The sequence below is a fragment of the Bacteroidia bacterium genome (assembly GCA_033391075.1).
Lineage (GTDB): Bacteria > Bacteroidota > Bacteroidia > J057 > J057 > JAWPMV01.
Window position 1 is genome coordinate 3,530,914 of sequence record JAWPMV010000001.1, and the last position, 18,013, is coordinate 3,548,926.

Below are 18,013 nucleotides of genomic sequence, written 5' to 3' on the forward strand. Positions count from 1 at the left end.
ATTTAGTGTTCACCTGCAAATTACATATTTTCAAAGGAGATTATTCTTCTAATTCTCCATCCTTAAACTTTCCAATTTTTTTACTCCCATCACTGGCGATGATAGTTCCTTCTCCGTTTTGGAGATCCATATGCCAGTATCCTTCGTAACGGCTACCATCTGTATAGCTTAATACGCCATACCCTTGTCTTTTACCTCTGATCCAGGCACCTTCATAAACTTCTCCACTTCCGTAGGTAAATTTTCCTTCTCCCTGGAAAAAGCCTCGATAAAACTCGCCCTCGTAGATTCCTTCTCCTCCTACCCCTACACCTGTTCCCGTGGCTTCATTCCTTTTCCAGTTTCCTTCAAGGGTTCGACCATTGATGATGTATTGCCCCTCTCCGATTCTATCTCCATTTACCCAATTGCCGATATATTCTGTAATAATATCGCCTCGGGTGTACTTCCAGGTTCCATGTCCATTATACCGATTAGCAGTAAAACCACCGACATATTCCTCTTTGCTTCCTCCGGCATCAATAATGAGATTGCCTTTGCCTTCTCTGGCTCCTTTTACCCAATCGCCATCATATACCTGGGTTTTTTGGCTCATTTTACCCTTACCCTCTCGAATTCCATTGACAAAATCGCCTACATAGATATCTCCATTTTTATAGGTAAAGCTTCCAAAACCGTGTTTTCGGTCTTCTTTCCACTCTCCCTCATAGGTATCTCCATTGGCATAATGCATTTTGCCGACCCCATGCATAGCTCCTTTTTCCCAATCACCTTCATATACATTCTTATTCTTAAAGAAATATTTTCCGGTACCATCTCTTTGGTTCAATTGGTAGTTCCCCACATATAAAGTATCTCCAAATGGAGAAACCAGGGAACCAAAGCCATGTCGAGCCTTGTTATGTAAATTACCTACATATACGACACCATTGCTATATTCAACGGTATCAATATCTATGGCGGTTTGTCCTACTGGCATGGAGCGAGTAAGAGAATCCTGACTAAAAATTAGGCACGAATACAGAAAATAGGGGATGAAAATGGTTAAATGCTTAATTTTCATAAGGAAGAATTTTAAGCTAAAAAATTTATCGCGCTTATAAATAATTCTCTTTATACTTTAATCTATCTAAAATCTTCAATAGATTAAGGAACTTATGTTTGAATGGGGAAAATAGCCTGATTTTTAGTTTATAGGCTTGCTTATTAGGCAATTAGCACCTATATTTGAAGTGTTACCTTCAATAAAGGTATCTAGTAGATTGAAAATCAACGAGATAACACAGCAAAACCAGTAGAAATGGACAAATTTCGAAAACTCGTAGGGAAATACAGTCTAAAGCTCATACAGACCAAATACACCAAATACTACATGGTTTTGGTATTTGCTATGGTATGGATGCTGTTTCTGGACAGATTTAAGCTGACTTCAAGGTATAAAGTGCAGCAGGAGATTGAACAGCTGAGGGCAGAAAGGAATTACTACGAGCAATCACTCAAAGAGCTTGAGAAACGGTCATATCAAATGACCCAAAGTGAAGAAATAGAACGTCTGGCACGTGAAAAATATTATATGAAGAAAAGCGATGAGGATGTTTTTCTCATTGTAGAGGAATGATTTCAACAAATCGCTTGATTCTGAGAAATACAGGTCGCAATTTTGCGACCTGTATTTTTTTATATAATTGATTCATCATGAAACGAACAGAAATCAAAGACTTGCTAAGTCAAGAAGCACAAGAACAGAGTGTGCTGGTCAAAGGTTGGGTAAGAACCTTCCGCGCCAATCGTTTTATCGCCCTTAATGATGGATCAACTATAAATAATCTTCAGGTCGTAGTAGATTTTGAGCAATATTCGGAAGATTTGCTAAAAAAAATCAATACAGGTGCTTGTGTTGCAGTTACAGGTAAACTGATCGAATCTCAGGGTTCAGGCCAGGCCGTAGAAGTATTGGCTGAAAGCCTGGAAGTATTGGGAGAAGCTGATCCTGCGGTTTATCCTATCCAACCTAAAAAGCATAGTTTGGAATTTCTTAGGGAAAAGGCGCATCTCCGCATGCGTACCAATACCTTCGCAGCTGTATTCCGCATTCGCCACAACCTGGCCTATGCAATTCATAAATACTATCATGATCGGGGCTTCTATTATATGCATACGCCCATCATTACCGGGAGTGATGCAGAAGGAGCAGGAGAAATGTTCAGGGTAAGTACATTGCCACTACAAAATCCTCCTTTGACAGAAGAGGGAGGAATTAACTGGAAAGAAGACTTCTTTGGAAAGGAAACCAACCTTACCGTATCCGGACAATTGGAAGCTGAGGTAGGTGCATTAGCCCTCGGCAAGGTTTATACTTTTGGTCCTACTTTCCGTGCTGAAAATTCAAACACAACCCGACATCTCGCTGAGTTTTGGATGATAGAGCCAGAGATGGCTTTCTATGATATCCATGACAATATTGCGCTTGCAGAGGACTTTCTGCAGTATATAATTCGCTTTGCTTTAGAAAACTGCAAAGACGACCTCCAATTCCTGCACGACAAGATAGAGAAAGAGGAAAGAAATCTTCCTGCCGATAAACGCAGGATCATGAGCCTGATGGATACCCTCGATTTTGTCGTTAACAACGAATTTGAGAAAATCACCTATACAGATGCCATCAATATTCTCCGCAATTCCAAACCTTATAAAAAAGGCAAGTTTGAATATCCGGTTGAATGGGGCATCGATCTTCAATCTGAGCACGAACGCTACCTTGTAGAGAAGAAATTCAAAAAGCCAGTAGTTGTGATCGATTATCCCAAAGAAATCAAAGCCTTCTATATGCGGGCTAATGAGGATGGGAAAACCGTAGGTGCTATGGATATTCTTTTTCCTGGTATTGGAGAAGTAGTTGGTGGATCTCAGCGTGAAGAAAGATTGGATGTATTACTGGCAAAAATGGAGCAGATGAATATCCCAGAAGAAGAACTCTGGTGGTACCTCGACTTGAGAAGGTTTGGAAGTGCCCCCCATTCAGGCTTTGGATTGGGATTTGAAAGAATCATCCAGTTTGTAACCGGTATGAGCAATATCAGGGACGTCATCATGTTCCCTCGTGCTCCGAAATCAGCCGCTTTTTAGGCAAAAAAGCAGGAAAGGTTTTCGTTAAAATCAGATTTTAATTACGCAATTTCAGTATTTACTTTAAATCGTAATTTATTGAAATACGTAATTATATGTCTTGCTCTTACCGATTACCGCATTTCCCCATGCTGGTCTCGATCAGCCTTCTGGCATACCTGATCTTTTCCTGTACCGAATCTGATCCTGCCAGAAGTCTCAATGGTACCTGGCAATACGCTTTTCATGAAAATGTAGAAAATGGCGAGATCGCCTCAGAACCTGATTACATCGCTCGACCGGTCGTGATCACCTTTGATGACAATGGCAAAAAAGGTGATTTCTTCGGCCAGACAGTAACCAATGCTATTCAGGGAAAATACAGGATTGAAAGTGATGGAAGTATCTCATTTACAGAGATAACCGGAGGCCAAAGAGGTGAGCCTGATTGGGCCGCAGGATTTTGGGAAGCCCTTAATTCGGCAAGAAACTACACTATGGAGAATGAGCGTTTGGAAATCCTTTATGATGAAGGAAACAAGAAACTCATTTTTGTACCTGAAGAATAATATGCGCAAATGCTTCCTCAGGAAGGAAGCTTGAAATACAGGTATGTTTTGATCAATTGAGCTGCGACAGACGAGGGTCTGTCGCAGCCTTTTTTGGGAATCCTCCCCAATTCTTTTACATTTGCAGCGATCAGCCTTGTAACCTTTTACTACAAGAATCGATATAAGAAGTGAAAATCTTCTATGCCGAAGGAGTTGATGAGGATATTGAATGTGGAGTCGGCCCTACCCGCCTTTATTGTTCCCACCTTGAATTACGCCCGTGGGCGATTATTAACAGTACAACACAACCATTTACTATTTAACAGAAACAAAAAACATGTCACGAAAATCTAAATCTTCCTCAAGAGGAGGAAAGAAAAAAAGAAACAAACACACTACGAAAAAAGGAAAAAACAGAGGAAGCAAAACAGCACGAAACAAGCTCATGGAAAAAAGAATTTTGAGCTTCCTCAAAGAAAATAAATCACAAGCTTTTTCGAGTAAACAAATTGCCTCTCTGACTGGAATCTGGTCAGATTTGACCAATAATCAGATTCGATCATACCTGGATGCATTAGCGGATGATGGTCGAGTTCAATATCTGGATAAAGGAAAATATCAATACCTCTTTAAATCTACACTTATTAGTGGAAAAATAGAGGTAACAAGAAGTGGAGCTGGTTATCTTCTCATGGAGGATGGACCGGATATCTACATTCACCCCAAAAATATAGACAAGGCCTTACATGGCGATTTTGTCAAAGTAAAACGCATCAGCAAACGTAGCAAAGACAAAAAGCCTGAAGGAAAAGTAGTGGAGATTCTCCAGCGAGTTCGAACCGAATTTGTCGGGGTAGTTGAAGAAGGTTTTGGCGGTTCTTACTTTCTGCTTGCGGACGATCCAAGAATCAAACAGGACTTTTACATTGCTCCGAAAAACCTGAACGGTGCCAAAGATGGAGAGAAAGTACATGCCCGATTTTTGAATTGGGAGAATCGATCTCCTGAGGTAGAGGTCATAAAGGTATTAGGGGAAGCCGGAGAGCATAATACAGAGATGCATGCCATCCTTTTCCAATACGGATTTGATCCTAGTTTTCCTCCTCAAGTAGAAGCTGAAGCCGAGGCAATCAAAGAAGAAATACCTGCGAAAGAATACAAGCAAAGGAGGGACATGCGTAAGGTAACGACCTTTACCATAGATCCGCATGATGCCAAAGACTTTGACGATGCTCTTTCTTTTCAGGTCCTGGAAAATGGGAATTATGAAGTTGGGGTTCACATCGCAGATGTATCCTATTACGTCAAACCTGATAGCCCTATAGATAGGGAGGCTTTTAAAAGAGCCACCTCAGTATATCTGGTAGATCGTACGGTTCCCATGTTACCAGAAAAGCTTTCTAATAAAGTATGTTCTCTTCGCCCACATGAAGAAAAACTGACCTATTCGGCGGTTTTTGAAATGGATAAAAGTGCCAAAGTGGTCAATTATTGGGTGGGCAGAACCGTAACCTATTCAGATCATCGCTTCAATTATGATCAAGCTCAAGATGTCATAGAAGGAAAATCAGAAGGTCCTTTTAAAGAGGAGATGGGAATCTTGCACGATCTGGCACAAAAACTACGATCGAAGCGGATGAAAACTGGAAGTATTGAATTTGAAAGTAATGAAGTAAAATTCGAGCTGGATGAAAATGATCGTCCCATCCGCGTGATCAAGAAGGAGATGAAAGATTCTAATCATTTGATTGAGGACTTTATGCTGCTGGCAAACAGAACGGTTGCCCGTCATATTTTCCAACTTCAAAAGAATCCTCCCCTACCCTCGGTTTACCGAATCCATGACCATCCCAATCCAGACAAACTTGCAAGCTTGCAGGAATTTGTGAAAGCCTTTGGGCATCAGGTGGATTTCCAGGGAAGTGAGAACACCTCTGACAAATTGAATTCCTTGCTGTCCAAAGTGAAGGGTTCACCCGAACAAAACGTCATAGAAACCATCGCTGTGAGATCTATGGCCAAGGCAATTTATTCAATCAATAATGTGGGGCATTTTGGACTCGGTTTTGAGTTTTATTCTCATTTTACCAGTCCGATCCGTCGCTATCCTGATTTGATGTTGCATCGCCTTATCACCAACTATCACAATAAGGTATATCGGGAAAATCCCAATGTGATGGAAGAAGCGTGTAAGCATTGTTCGGATCGTGAAAGAACTGCAGCCGAAGCTGAGAGAGCATCCATAAAATACAAGCAGGTAGAGTTCCTGGAGGATAAAGTGGGTGCTGAGTTTAATGGAATTATCTCAGGGGTAATTGAGTCTGGAATCTTTGTTCAACTGGAGGAAAATCTTTGTGAAGGTTTCGTTCCAGCCCATAGCATGGATGATGATTATTATGCCTTCGATGAAGCGACCTATTCTATGGTCGGCAGGGATACGGATACTCGCTTAAGATTGGGAGATCCCGTGCGGGTTGAAATCACCGGAACGGATATGAAAAGGCGTACCATCGATATGGCTTTGGTAGAGCAACTCTAGCTTTCTCCTACCTATAATCCAAAAAGAAAAGCCATCTCGCTACAGATGGCTTTTGTTACACCGCTAAATATAGCCTTAGAAAACTGCGGTTCCATTAATATCTCCGGATTTTATCAGGAAGCGATTCGGCGCAGCATCCTGGCATGCAGCTGTTCTGCCAAGCTCTCTCAAGCTGGCATCATCAAAGTTTCCGGCATCTACCAGGGCTTGCGCGCTGCTTAGCTGGTCTTCACTCAGAAATATAACATTGTCTGTCTCAGGCAATTCTGATTCCCGTTCCAGTAGGAGGCTTTCGATATGAAAGACATCTACATCATTTATCAGTCCATCCCGATTTACATCTGCAGCCAGGTATTCTCTGACTTTGGTGAAGAGATTACTTCCTGACATATGTTTTTTAATCAGGACCAGATCAAGCAAACTGAGGCCATTGCCTTGTTCTGTGAGGTAACTCATACAGATAGGGGCCGGATCAGATACACCAAAAAGGTAGTTATAACTGCGATTTCCCTGATTCTGAAAGCTCATAGAGACATTTCCATCAGATTCGATCTGCACATTCGCAATATCTCTCCAGTTTCCATCATAAGCCTTCACCGAACCTTTGATCAGGTACACTCGATCTGTTTTACCCAGAAATACTCCTTCCTTATCACCTACTTCCGGATGAAGAATTCGGGAATTCTCAGCCATCTCTTTTGCTCTCAATTCTTCGATAAGTTCAAGGGGGGCATTGATAAAGACTTCCCAGTTTTCAGGAGTAATTTCATCAGGGAAAGAGCTTATGGGGGAATCTTGGGAAAGTGGCACAATTTCTTCAATAGCTTGATCTGCACATGCACTAAGACTAAAAATGAAACCGAGTGCTAAGAGGACCTTGACTAGTTGGGGGTATTGATTGTGGATTGACATGGTTTTCAAAATAATTAGGGTTGTTTTAAGACATTCTTCTCCCGTACTGCATAGCATTCACAGCATGCAGCCCACATCGGAATCGAAATGGATGAATGGAAAAAACCTTCGAACTTATAGGACGCAGGTCATTTTTTTATCTAAACAGATCGTAGAAAAATTTTCTGATAGGCAGGCATTGTGTTTATTGGTTATCTACTATTGTTAGACGGGAAGAGCTAAATTTTCGTTGCAGGATACCCGATTTTTACCCTAAACCAAAAAGCGTGCAATCTCTAAAGAGAAAGCACGCCAGACTCAGTGATTCAATCTGAGTTTCAAGATAAAAAGTCAATCATCCCTCTATTTCTTCCAACCATATCTCAGGAAGAAAGGGGTTACTATCGAGTGCTTTTTTGAGTAGTTGCTTTGCTGCTTTTTCTTCTCCAATTTCCCTTAGAATCAATCCTTTCAAACAAAGGAACTCGGGATCATTGCTTTGGGTAATTCCGGCTTTTTGGATATGGTTTTGTGCCAACTCCCATTGCCCTTTTTTAAAGTAAATTCCGGCAAGGAGTTTATTTATATCAATGTTTTCAGGTCTGCTTCGTGCTTCTTCCAGCCCGTAAGAAAGGGCTTTGTCATAGTCTTTAATTTCTTCCAGATACAGGCGGGCAAATTCCATCCCCATATTGTGCCCTTTCTCCGTATCATCCTCCAACATTATCAGAACTTCTTCCAAAGTTGAAGTTGCTTTTTCTTCCATTCCCAGTTCTGTATAGACTCCGATCAGGGATTCATAAAAGGAGAATTCTGGAATAAAGCTGCTGGCCTTTTCCAATAATTCTTTTGCCTCTTCATATTTACCTTCTTTGGCCGCTAAATCTCCTAAAGCTGCAATGGCAAAAGGATAATCTGTTCTTTCCTTCAGGATTTGCTCGTATTGCATTCTTGCTTCTTCAATTCTCCCATAGTTTTCATACAGATTCCCCAGGGTCAACCTACACCAGGCGCTTTCTTCATAACCGGGATAAGCTGCCTGGATGGCTCTATGCATGGCTTCTATGGATCCTTCCACATCACCGTGAATCTCCCTCAGATAGGAAACACGTGCATAAGACCTCAAATCAGGCCTTAGTGAAACCATTTTATCCGAAGTCTCTACCGCCGATTTGTAATCCCCCAATTCTACATAAGCATCTACCAAAGCCCCATGAATTTGTGCATTGTAGGGATTGAGTTCTCTCGCCTGGGTAGCAACGGCCAGGGCCTGAGGGAATTTATGGAGAGATAAAAGGATAGCTGATTTTAAAGAAAGGGCGTAAAAACGATCTTCTTTTGGGGGGCTAAAGGAAAGGATGATTTCAATTTGCTCCAGGGCCTTGGGATAGTAATATCCATGTTCTCCTCCCACCCGGGCTTCCAACATAAACAGCTGGATGAGTTTCAGGCGAGCATCAATATTCATGTGATCTTTTGCCAATTCATTTTTCAGCCCGGCATAAATATTCAGGCTATTCTGCCGCTCTTCAGCAGAACCCAAACCCGCATTCCTTTCCAATAATTCAGGAATATTGTGGGCATCATAGGCCGAAAAGAATTGTGTATGCGCTTTCGAATCCATGCAGGAATACAAGAGGGCCAGGGATAGGCTTATTGTCAGTATATAGATGAGGATTTGTTTGAATCGTTTCATGATATGGTTTTTAAGAAGGATGAAGGGAATGCCGGTACGAGACCGACATTCCATGAAATAATGCTTATTGCTTGACTATTTGTTCGACTTTGGACCAGTTTCCGCTTTGGGTTTTTATCAGATAAATACCTGCAGGGAACTCGGATACATTGATATTCAGAGAAGTCTGCTTGGCTGGATCATAGGTTCGAGACAGCAGAACTTTGCCTGTGAGATCGATAAGCTGCACACTTCCGGGCAATTCAACGTTTTCAAATGAAAGTTGAAGTTCATTCACAACCGGATTAGGATACAGGCTCAAAGTTGGACCTTCGAGATTCGTATCGTTCTGATAAGAAGAGTTTCGAGAATCCACAATATGAATGGTGATTTCCAAAGACATCCCTCTATCTCCTCTGGCACTCGAACGACTATAAGGAGTCGCCTTGATTCTATGCGTTCCCACTCTCAATCGGGCATCGAAATAGTTCCCGTTTCTGTCTCCGCCAAGGGCATAAGGAAAAACATTTTCCGTCCGATTCCCTCTGGAGCTCTCAAACTTTACACTTCCTACTCTTTGCGGATTGGTATTCGCCCTTACATTGAGCCTTCTGCTGGGTAGGCTGGCCAAATCAATGGTCATTCCATCCGTCAGTGGACCGATGTCCTGGTTATTTCTTGCATTGACCAGGGTAAAGCTATTCACCGCCTGCTGATTGGCAGATTGAAGAATAGTCAGGCTAATACTCAAGGGTACTCCTGCTGTGCCTCTTGCACTCCTTCTGGAAAATGGAGTTGCAGTAATTTGTATGCTGCCGGGTGTTAGGGGAATGCCGGTATAATTACCGTTTCTGTCACCAAACAAAGAGTATGGAAAAACATTCTCTACTCGACTCTGCCCCAATGCCTGAAATTTTACACTTCCTACGACCTGAGGATTGGCATTGGCTCTTACACTAAAGGTCGATCTTGGCAGTTGGTCTATGTAGAGGGTATCACCATCTTCCAGCATCTGTACATCCTGGTTATTTCCTGCATTCACCAGGGTAAAACTGGAGATAGCTTGGGTAGGATCAAGTACATCGGGCTGGGTATAATTCACAGCTTCTCCGCTACATTTGCCGGTTCCAGACCAGGGCAATTGTACATAGGGAAAATGCCTGCGAAAATCCGCATCATTGGCTTCGATTCCGGTTGTATAAGTCAAAACATTCAACAAATCCTGAGTTACAGGTGAAGCATTGGGGTCGTTGGGATCGAAATCATCGTACCAAAGACCTATTGCAGCCAATACGATTCCACTTACTGCCTGCAGTTCAATGCGGGTAACGTCATCTTCTAATCTCCGACCATTCGGGAAGCCATCCATATTAGGAATAAATTCCAGGGCAGGAGATGAAGCGAAATTTGGGTCAACCAAACCCGAAGCAGCCGCAGCTACCAATCCTAAGGAGCTAAAGCCCGGATCATGGCGATCTGTAATAGGCGTCGCCATGTTTAAGCGAAGCATATCTCCCCCATTAGGCAGGAAGTTATTGATGAAAGGTTTTCCATTGGCTAATGGATTTCCATTTTTTCCGGTAGCCAGCTGATAAGGAGCCAGATTAGGTACACCGGTATGGAAGGTAGGCCAAAGGTCCACCGAACGAGGCTTGCCCGCATCCGGAAGCAAGAGGGTTCCGAAAATGGCATCATCCAGGGCAGTTCCAGCTACAGCAGCTGAACCCTTTAATCCAAACAATCCATCATTTCCATTGCCAAAATCAAAAGCTCCTAAAGAGTTTCTTTGGATACGTAGGGGAGAAAAGGCAGGAACAGCTCCTCCAAAGAGGGCATCATCCATGTACAGGCCTAATTCAGGATTGAAAAAATACTCAAAGTGAGCAGGGTTTTCATTGTAGGGCGTACGAGCATTCCACTCATCTTTATCGCCGATTGGAATTACTGCTTCATTGGTTAAAGGCATTCCTAATCGAGAAACCTGCACCCAATTTCCGCTATAACTGCTGCTTCCATCTGTATTAAGGGTTCTGATTTGCTGGCGGCTGGCACTTGCCCATACACCGATCACAAAGTCACCGTCCAGGATATTTTGTGCTTGAGACACATCCTTTCCATCCTTTTGCAAAAGAGAAATAGGAACCTGAATAGCAATGGTGCTTACATTCAAACAAGCAACTCCATCCTTAGGCCTTCCGTTTTGGCGAGGGGTATCTCCCAAATCGAAAACTCCTCCTAAATCCACGAAAAAAGGATCATCCGAAGGACCTGCAAAGATTTTCTCTCCGTCAGAAGTGGTATGAATAGCTTGCTGAACCAGGGAAGCATAATCATGAGCACCCAAACCTACGGGAGACTCGATAGAACGAGGTCCAATGTTATAAGGCGGAACAACTCCATTGGAAAGAATGCTATGGAAACTAGCTCCCCCATCTGTACTTCTTTCTACCGTATAGGTTGTCATGAGATTTTCAGCTCCCAAACGGATATTGAAAAAAGTAGTGGGGTCCTGATTGGCCTTGGTAAAGGTAAAACGATAGATAATATCATCCCCTTGAGTCGACACATCATTGTCAACATGAATTTCATAGCGGATATTTTCACCAAACTGATAATAATTGGGACCGCCATGAGGCAGTTGGAAAGGAACGTAGTTCGCAATCAGGGTAACCGTATTAGGGTCGTCTGGGCTACGGAATGCATACACATCCGTGTTATCGGCCAATGGATCATTGGCGATCAGAGGGGCTTCTCTATGGCTGGAAGCGAAGAGCGAGGACCAGCCGAGTAGGCACAGTAAGATGCCAGCCCCTATAAATTTATAGGGATTCATATTTTTCATCATGTGATTTTAATGTGCTAAGTGAGTCGGCTATCTGGAGACTTCGGTTCCTCTCCAGGGTTCAGCCAGATATGGGAATACTGATTTAAAAGGTGCATCATTGCTTTCAACTCCGGTAGAATATTGAAGCACATTGAGCAATTGGTTTGTTACAGGGGATGCATTAGGATTGCCGGCAGAAAAATCATCATACCAAAGGCCGATGGCTGCAAGTACTACTCCCGAAACAGCTTGTAATTCGATACGAGTCACATCATCTTCCAATCTTCGACCATTGGGAAAACCATCCATATTTGGAATGAATTGCAAATTGGTATTTCCGGCAAAAGCAGGATCAGTCAATCCCAAAACGGCAGCAGTAATCAATCCATTCGAGCTAAACGCAGGATCATTTCTGTCTGTAATTGGAACCGCCATATTGAGTCGCAGCATATCACCACCATTGGGTAGGAAATTGTTGACGAAAGGTTTGCCTGCAGCCAGAGGATTTCCATTTTTTCCAGTGGCCAATTGATAGGGAATCACATTAGGTACACCTGTATGGAAAGCAGGCCAGATATCCACTGAACGAGGTTTGCCAGGTCCGGGAAGTAGCAGGCTACCGAAAATCGCATCATCCAATGCCGTACCAGCTACTGCAGAGCTTCCTTTTAATCCGAACAATCCATCCTCTCCATTTCCAAAATCAAAGGCTCCCAAGGAATTTCTCTGAATCCTCAAGGCTGAAAATGCAGGAACGGCACCTCCAAACTGGTCATCATCCATATAAAGAGCCAATTCAGGATTGTAGAAATACTCAAAATGAGCAGGATTTTCATTATAAGGAGTACGTGAGTTCCAATCGTCTTTTTCACCAATCGGAATAACCGCTTCATTGGTCAAAGGCATCCCCAGACGAGAAACCTGAATCCAGGGGCCAGAATTGCTTAGCGTACCATTTGTATTGAGGGTTTGGATTTGCTGACGGGAAGCCGAAGCCCATACGCCAATTACAAAATCACCATCCAGAATATCTGTGGCCTGAGAAACATCTTTGCCATCTTTCTGCAAAGTAGAAATAGGTACTTGAATCACAATACTATGCGTATTGAGTTTCGCCAAGCCATCTCTTACCTGTCCTCCATTCTGCCGAGGAGAATCCCCCAGATCAAAAATTCCTCCGAGATCAACGTAGAAGGGATCATCAGCCGGACCACAGTACACTTTTTCTCCTGTTGTGGCAGTTGCAATGCTTGCCTGAATCAAGGCTTCGTAGTTAGCCGCACCTAAACCCACTACTCCATTTTCGATAGAGCGCGGCCCAATATTAGGTGGAGGCACAATGCCATTGCTTACGATCACCTGAAAAGTATTTCCTCCGTCTATGCTTCTTTCAAGGACATAGCTGGTTTTCAGGTTTTCTTGTCCCAAACGAATGTTGAAGAAGGTTGTCGGATCTTCATTCACCTGGGTAAAAGTTGCACGATAAATAATGTCATCGCCAGGCGTACTTACATCATTGTCAACATGGATTTCATAACGGATACCTTCACCAAAAGAATTATAGTTGGGGCCTCCGAAAGGAAGTTCACCTGGTACATAATTGGCGATGAGGGTTACCGTATTGGGATCATCAGGGCTTCGAAAGGCATAGACATCGGTATTGTCCGCAAGGGGATCATTGGCGATCAGCGGAGCTTCTCGATGGCTGGATGCCTGAAGCAGGAAAGGCAGGCTGCCCAAAACAGCTAAGCTTATCCCTCGTTTGAAGGTTCTTAGCATTCGGGCAAGGGTCATTTTTGCTCTCATAAATTAGCTTCGATTAAGTGTTGTAAAATAGAATTCGAGCTACTTACGAGAGCTTGTGGTGAAGTGGATTTAAAATGGGTGAAAAAAATTTAACTCTTCCGCTGCACCTCCCCGTTTCTCTCCAAAGAGAAACAACCCGCTAGCCCGACCTTTGGTCATCTCGAAGTTTGAATGTGAGAAGGATTGTGGGCTGAGAGATCATGTTTTATTTGATCTCATATAAATGCAAGGTCTCTCGGCGCTCATAAGCCCTTTCTTTAGCCAGCCTCGAGATGACACGGATTGTTTAAGGATTTGCGCGCACTCCATGACACCAAAGGTTAAGGGAGTGAAGGCTTGAGGCAGTGGGTCAGGAAAGTCCTCCTGAGACATACATCATATCCAGACTTGGAGTAGTACTGCCTCCACGTTTTTCGAGGGTTACAGCAAAGGCTGCTATTTCACCTTCCATGGGATTCAACTCGATCAAGCCTTCTGCGGGATCAAAAACTCCTGCATCGACTGGCTTACCATCAATTATGGCCCAAAGCTGAAACTGCTTGTTCTGATCTGTATTACTAAGATTACCGGTATTGAGGAATACCTTTTTGTCTGATTTGCTATAATAAACAGTAGCCAAAGAGCCAGGCGAGGCAACAGTCCCAGTCATCAGCACTTCCTTATAATGTGGACTTGTCAGAATCTTTATTTGGGTACTACTTCTTTGAATTTGGCTGGCAAAGACATCATTCTCTATAGCCATTTCCTCGATCCTTTGATCAAGACTGGCTATTTGATTATTCGCATCCTGAATCTGTCGAAACTGAAACAAATTCATCGCAAGGCTTATCAACAAGGCAATGGCAGCAGCTATGGCCATCCATCGGAATTTAAAGCCGGAAGAGGAATTTTCATCTCCTAATTTAATGACAGGGGTTTCCTCTTCGATCTGATCCATAATTCCTGCCAGCAAATCTCTTTGAGGTTTTCTACTGAAAACAGGAGCGAGTGCTGCTAAACTTTCTTCAATCGCCTGAATTTCTGCCTGCACCTCTGGGTGTTTATCAGCCATACGACGCACCTCATCCGCTTCGCTTTCGCTTAGCTTCCCACTCACATAGAGTTCCAGTATACCGGACGATATGTATTCCTTCGGATCCGTCATCTTATTCTTTCATAATTTTTCTCAACTCATTCAGTCCCTGTCGCACCCTCGTTTTCAGAGTTCCTAAGGGTATTTCCAGTTTCTGAGCAGCTTCCGCATGAGAATAACCTTCAAAATATACGACCTGAATTACTGCTAAAAATTTCGGATCCAGCTTGGCTACCTTTTCTCGGATGCCAATTTGGTCCGGATTAAATCCTTCTTCTCCTATCCTCTCCGCTATATCTACGAGCTTTTCTTTGCTCTGGATTTTATTTTGATTTTTAAATCCCTTCGACCTCATTTTATCAATGGCAGTGTTTCGGCAGATGTTTACCATCCAGGTAAATAGACGCCCTTTGCTCGAATCATAAGATTTAGCAAATCGCCAAATCTTTAAGACAGATTCCTGAAAGACATCCTCCGATTCAGGATCGTTTTTAATCATTTGAAAGATCACTCCATACAGAACCTCTGAATAGTTCTCATAGATCATACGGATCGCGGACTTGTCTCCCTGACGGAGTAGTTCGACGATCTGTTTTTCAATATGTGTGAGTGCCTTCAATCCTATTATTCTACCTGGGTGTATTTAGCTTGCAATATAGAGAGTATATGAATCAAACAAGAAAAAATCCCGCAGATAAGACATATACGGGATTTTTTCTCAATCGGATTTATTTTTCACTTAAACGACCATATCCCATCCATCCTCATAGTCCCTGCTCCACATACGAGCCGCTTCAGCATCTCCATGGATACTTCCATCTTTAGGATCGGTTTTCAAACTTCTTCCTACTCTCTGAGAGATATTCCCCAGGTGGCACATGAGTACACTCTTGTGTCCTTCGACGATATTGGAAGCCTGGGTGGCTCCATCTCTGATTGCAGCGGCAAAGTTTCTCATATGGAAGGTATCCAGAGCACCAGCACCAACCGTATTGGTGGTAGCGCTTTTTTGCTCTTCTTTTTCTTCTTCTACTACTTTGCCTTTTTTATCATAAAGAATATATCCGTTTCTATCGAGGAGTATAGAACCCTCTGTCCCCTGGATGATAGCTCCCCGCCCTCTTCCTCTAGTATTGAGTCCGTTACAACTCAAGCCTTCCCACACAATGTTTTTTCCTCCTTCAAATTCGAAACTGGCATATTGAGTATCATAAAATTGCCAGTCATCTTCAAAGTGGTAGCGTCCACCTGAAGAGCTCACTTTGGTTGGATAATCAACGCCAAGGGCCCAGCGACAAATGTCAATTTCATGGGTTCCATTGTTGCAGATTTCTCCGGTGCCCCAATGCCAGAACCAATGCCAATTGTAGTGAATCAGGTTGTCCTGATAGGGCATGCGAGGAACAGGGCCTTGCCATAATTCATAATCCAACCAGTCAGGTACAGGAGCCTTCACGCCTTTTCCGATACTTCCCCTGGTGTTATGGTACCAGGCCTTTCCATTATAAGGCTTGCCAATTTTTCCCTCGCGGATCATTTGAACCCCTTTGATCGACTTGGGCCCAGATCTTTGCTGATTGCCCATCTGAATGGTGCGCCCATATTTTTTCTGAGCCTCTATGAGCATCTCTCCTTCATATGGATTATGCCCACAAGGTTTTTCAACATAGACATCCTTGCCTGCTTTCATGGCCCAAAGGCTCATCGGTGCATGCAAATGATCAGGGGTAGCAATGATGATGGCATCCAGATTCTTGTCATCCAAAAGTCTTCGAAAATCTTTTTCTGGCTTGATTTTTCCTTTAGAAACTTTTCCGGCATTTTTCATCCCTTTTTCCAGGGCGCGTGTATCAACATCACAGATATATGAGATACGAACATTATCCGTAGCAGCTGCGGAGCGAATCAAGGCATTACCTCTTCCATTTGTGCCGACTACAGCTACATTAAGGCGACTATTAGCGCCTATAATATTTGCATAAGATTGGGAAGTCATAGCTAATGGAAGCCCGACTCCTGCGACAGCAGAATGTTTCAGGAATTTTCTTCTGGATTGTTTTTTTGTAGTCATAGCATGAGCAGTAATAGATGAAATAACAATTATGAGTTCACTCAAAATTTACTAAATAATCTGTAACTTTTTTGAAATGCTCGCTTATGAGAGAAAGATTTTAAAAGAAATTTGCACACATGAGAATTCCATCCCTGTTCTTTGCCCTCGTCCTGCTTATTTGCACACAAACTTTCGCCCAGGAAAGACTTGATCTGAATGAAGCTCTAGCGAAAAAACTAATTGAAATCACTCCTCGAGGATTGGGGGGATATCAAGGAAAATGCCTGGAGATAATTATTAAAAACACCAGTTCGCAGATCGTATCTCTGGAAATACCTGCAGGGCAAATATTTGCCAGTGAGGATTCAAATATCCAGGATTTGGTCATTACTCAGAGACAGACACTCGCTCTCGGTCCAAATACCCAGAAGAAGAAGCAATTTTACACCATGTGTACCCAGGCCAAAAATGCATCTCCCTCAAAAGGAGAAAAATATAGTCTGGGGAAAATGGCCGAGCCTTCCTTATTCAAATTAGTGGGTCGCATTGATCAGGGAAATTATCAAAATAGCAGTGCACAATCAGCTGTTTGGGCCATCAGTGATCGAGAAGATATCAGAAATGTTTATGGAGAGGATACGAGCATGGTCAGAAACCTGGCAGAAGTAATCAGCGAAGAGAGGAATATAGATATTGAATCTTTTGACCTAAGCCCCAGAAGACATCATATTACTTCCATCAAAAGCAGTATGGAAGTATTGTTGAAAGAAAATATTGAGCAAGCCAAACTGATCCTTGTGGATCAGGAAGGAAACATAATCCGGAGGTATTTTGAAGACCGATTTTACGAAAGAGGCTTCCATCAGTGGAAAGTTGGAGCAAGTCATACGTTGGGAGATAGTGCAGAATTGTACTTACGCTTATTTGAGGGAGAGAGACTTGTTTCAGAAAAGAAAGTATTAGTATCAGATAGTATCACAAGCATGAGGGAGTTTCATAGCGAAGCAATCCTGAGCTATGAAGCCTCCCTTGATCTCCGGGCTGACATTGGGGTATTTGATCAGGCAAACAATCTCTACTTTCTAATTAAAGCAGATCATCTCATCAAAAAAGGATTTCACAGGGGACGATATATAGCCAAATGCCTCTTGCCACCCAATGAAGATTTTTTCATCAAAGTAATCAGCAATGGAGAAGTTTTAGCCGAGAAAAAGGCAGATGCGAATCAAACGGCCCCAAAGATTTATCCTAAAAAGAATGTCATGGGCGTGTACCGCATGAATCCAAAGGAGGCAATGGATAATGTAAGCATAGGGGTATATGACTCAGAAGGTAGATTAAAAAAAGTCTTGTATAAGATCAAGCATCTGAATGCAGGACAAAGGCATCTGAAATACAACTTCAGCCATCGGGAGGGGCCGGGTGCACTTTTTTATATTCGTACAGTATCAGATACAGGGGAAGTACTGCAGGAAGAAGAGATTAGCAGCAAATAGA

General features: G+C 42.8%; 13 protein-coding genes. 5 read left to right on the top strand and 8 right to left on the bottom strand.

Annotation, left to right across the window (positions count from 1 at the left end; translation table 11 throughout):
- Window positions 1–40: 40 nt before the first annotated feature.
- On the bottom strand, window positions 41–1,063 hold the full coding sequence (locus R8P61_14175; protein MDW3648211.1) for a hypothetical protein: 1,023 nt from the start codon (window positions 1,061–1,063) through the stop codon (window positions 41–43).
- Between the two features lie 237 nt (window positions 1,064–1,300).
- On the opposite strand from R8P61_14175, the gene R8P61_14180 reads away from it, so the two are divergent.
- The 4 genes from R8P61_14180 (at window position 1,301) to rnr (ending at window position 6,195) form a co-directional block, all read left to right on the top strand.
- The gene (locus R8P61_14180; GenBank protein MDW3648212.1) at window positions 1,301–1,618 is read left to right on the top strand and encodes a septum formation initiator family protein; all 318 of its coding nucleotides are present in this window, start codon (window positions 1,301–1,303) and stop codon (window positions 1,616–1,618) included.
- A 77-nt stretch (window positions 1,619–1,695) separates the two neighbouring features.
- Window positions 1,696–3,126 (top strand): asparagine--tRNA ligase, encoded by a 1,431-nt coding sequence (gene asnS, locus R8P61_14185; GenBank protein MDW3648213.1) that lies wholly within the window; start codon window positions 1,696–1,698, stop codon window positions 3,124–3,126.
- Between the two features lie 95 nt (window positions 3,127–3,221).
- A complete protein-coding gene (locus R8P61_14190; protein MDW3648214.1) occupies window positions 3,222–3,674 on the top strand; it encodes an META domain-containing protein in 453 nt (150 codons plus the stop codon).
- Between the two features lie 427 nt (window positions 3,675–4,101).
- On the top strand, window positions 4,102–6,195 hold the full coding sequence (gene rnr, locus R8P61_14195; protein MDW3648215.1) for a ribonuclease R: 2,094 nt from the start codon (window positions 4,102–4,104) through the stop codon (window positions 6,193–6,195).
- A gap of 75 nt (window positions 6,196–6,270) precedes the next feature.
- Here the strand turns inward: rnr and R8P61_14200 are convergent, their stop codons facing one another.
- From R8P61_14200 to R8P61_14230, 7 genes are all read right to left on the bottom strand, one after another.
- Window positions 6,271–7,107, bottom strand: coding sequence for a hypothetical protein (locus R8P61_14200; GenBank protein MDW3648216.1), 837 nt, complete (start codon window positions 7,105–7,107; stop codon window positions 6,271–6,273).
- Window positions 7,108–7,441: 334 nt separating this feature from the next.
- Window positions 7,442–8,782, bottom strand: coding sequence for a tetratricopeptide repeat protein (locus R8P61_14205; protein MDW3648217.1), 1,341 nt, complete (start codon window positions 8,780–8,782; stop codon window positions 7,442–7,444).
- Between the two features lie 64 nt (window positions 8,783–8,846).
- Window positions 8,847–11,594 (bottom strand): DUF4331 family protein, encoded by a 2,748-nt coding sequence (locus R8P61_14210; protein MDW3648218.1) that lies wholly within the window; start codon window positions 11,592–11,594, stop codon window positions 8,847–8,849.
- A gap of 39 nt (window positions 11,595–11,633) precedes the next feature.
- Window positions 11,634–13,391: a DUF4331 domain-containing protein gene (locus R8P61_14215; GenBank protein MDW3648219.1), complete on the bottom strand. Its 1,758-nt coding sequence runs from the start codon at window positions 13,389–13,391 to the stop codon at window positions 11,634–11,636.
- Between the two features lie 349 nt (window positions 13,392–13,740).
- Window positions 13,741–14,535: an anti-sigma factor gene (locus tag R8P61_14220; GenBank protein MDW3648220.1), complete on the bottom strand. Its 795-nt coding sequence runs from the start codon at window positions 14,533–14,535 to the stop codon at window positions 13,741–13,743.
- A 1-nt stretch (window position 14,536) separates the two neighbouring features.
- The gene (locus tag R8P61_14225) at window positions 14,537–15,082 is read right to left on the bottom strand and encodes a sigma-70 family RNA polymerase sigma factor (GenBank protein ID MDW3648221.1); all 546 of its coding nucleotides are present in this window, start codon (window positions 15,080–15,082) and stop codon (window positions 14,537–14,539) included.
- Between the two features lie 120 nt (window positions 15,083–15,202).
- The gene (locus R8P61_14230; GenBank protein MDW3648222.1) at window positions 15,203–16,534 is read right to left on the bottom strand and encodes a Gfo/Idh/MocA family oxidoreductase; all 1,332 of its coding nucleotides are present in this window, start codon (window positions 16,532–16,534) and stop codon (window positions 15,203–15,205) included.
- Between the two features lie 119 nt (window positions 16,535–16,653).
- Between R8P61_14230 and R8P61_14235 the strand changes: the two genes are divergently transcribed.
- A complete protein-coding gene (locus tag R8P61_14235; protein ID MDW3648223.1) occupies window positions 16,654–18,012 on the top strand; it encodes a hypothetical protein in 1,359 nt (452 codons plus the stop codon).
- The last annotated feature ends 1 nt before the right edge of the window (window position 18,013 follow it).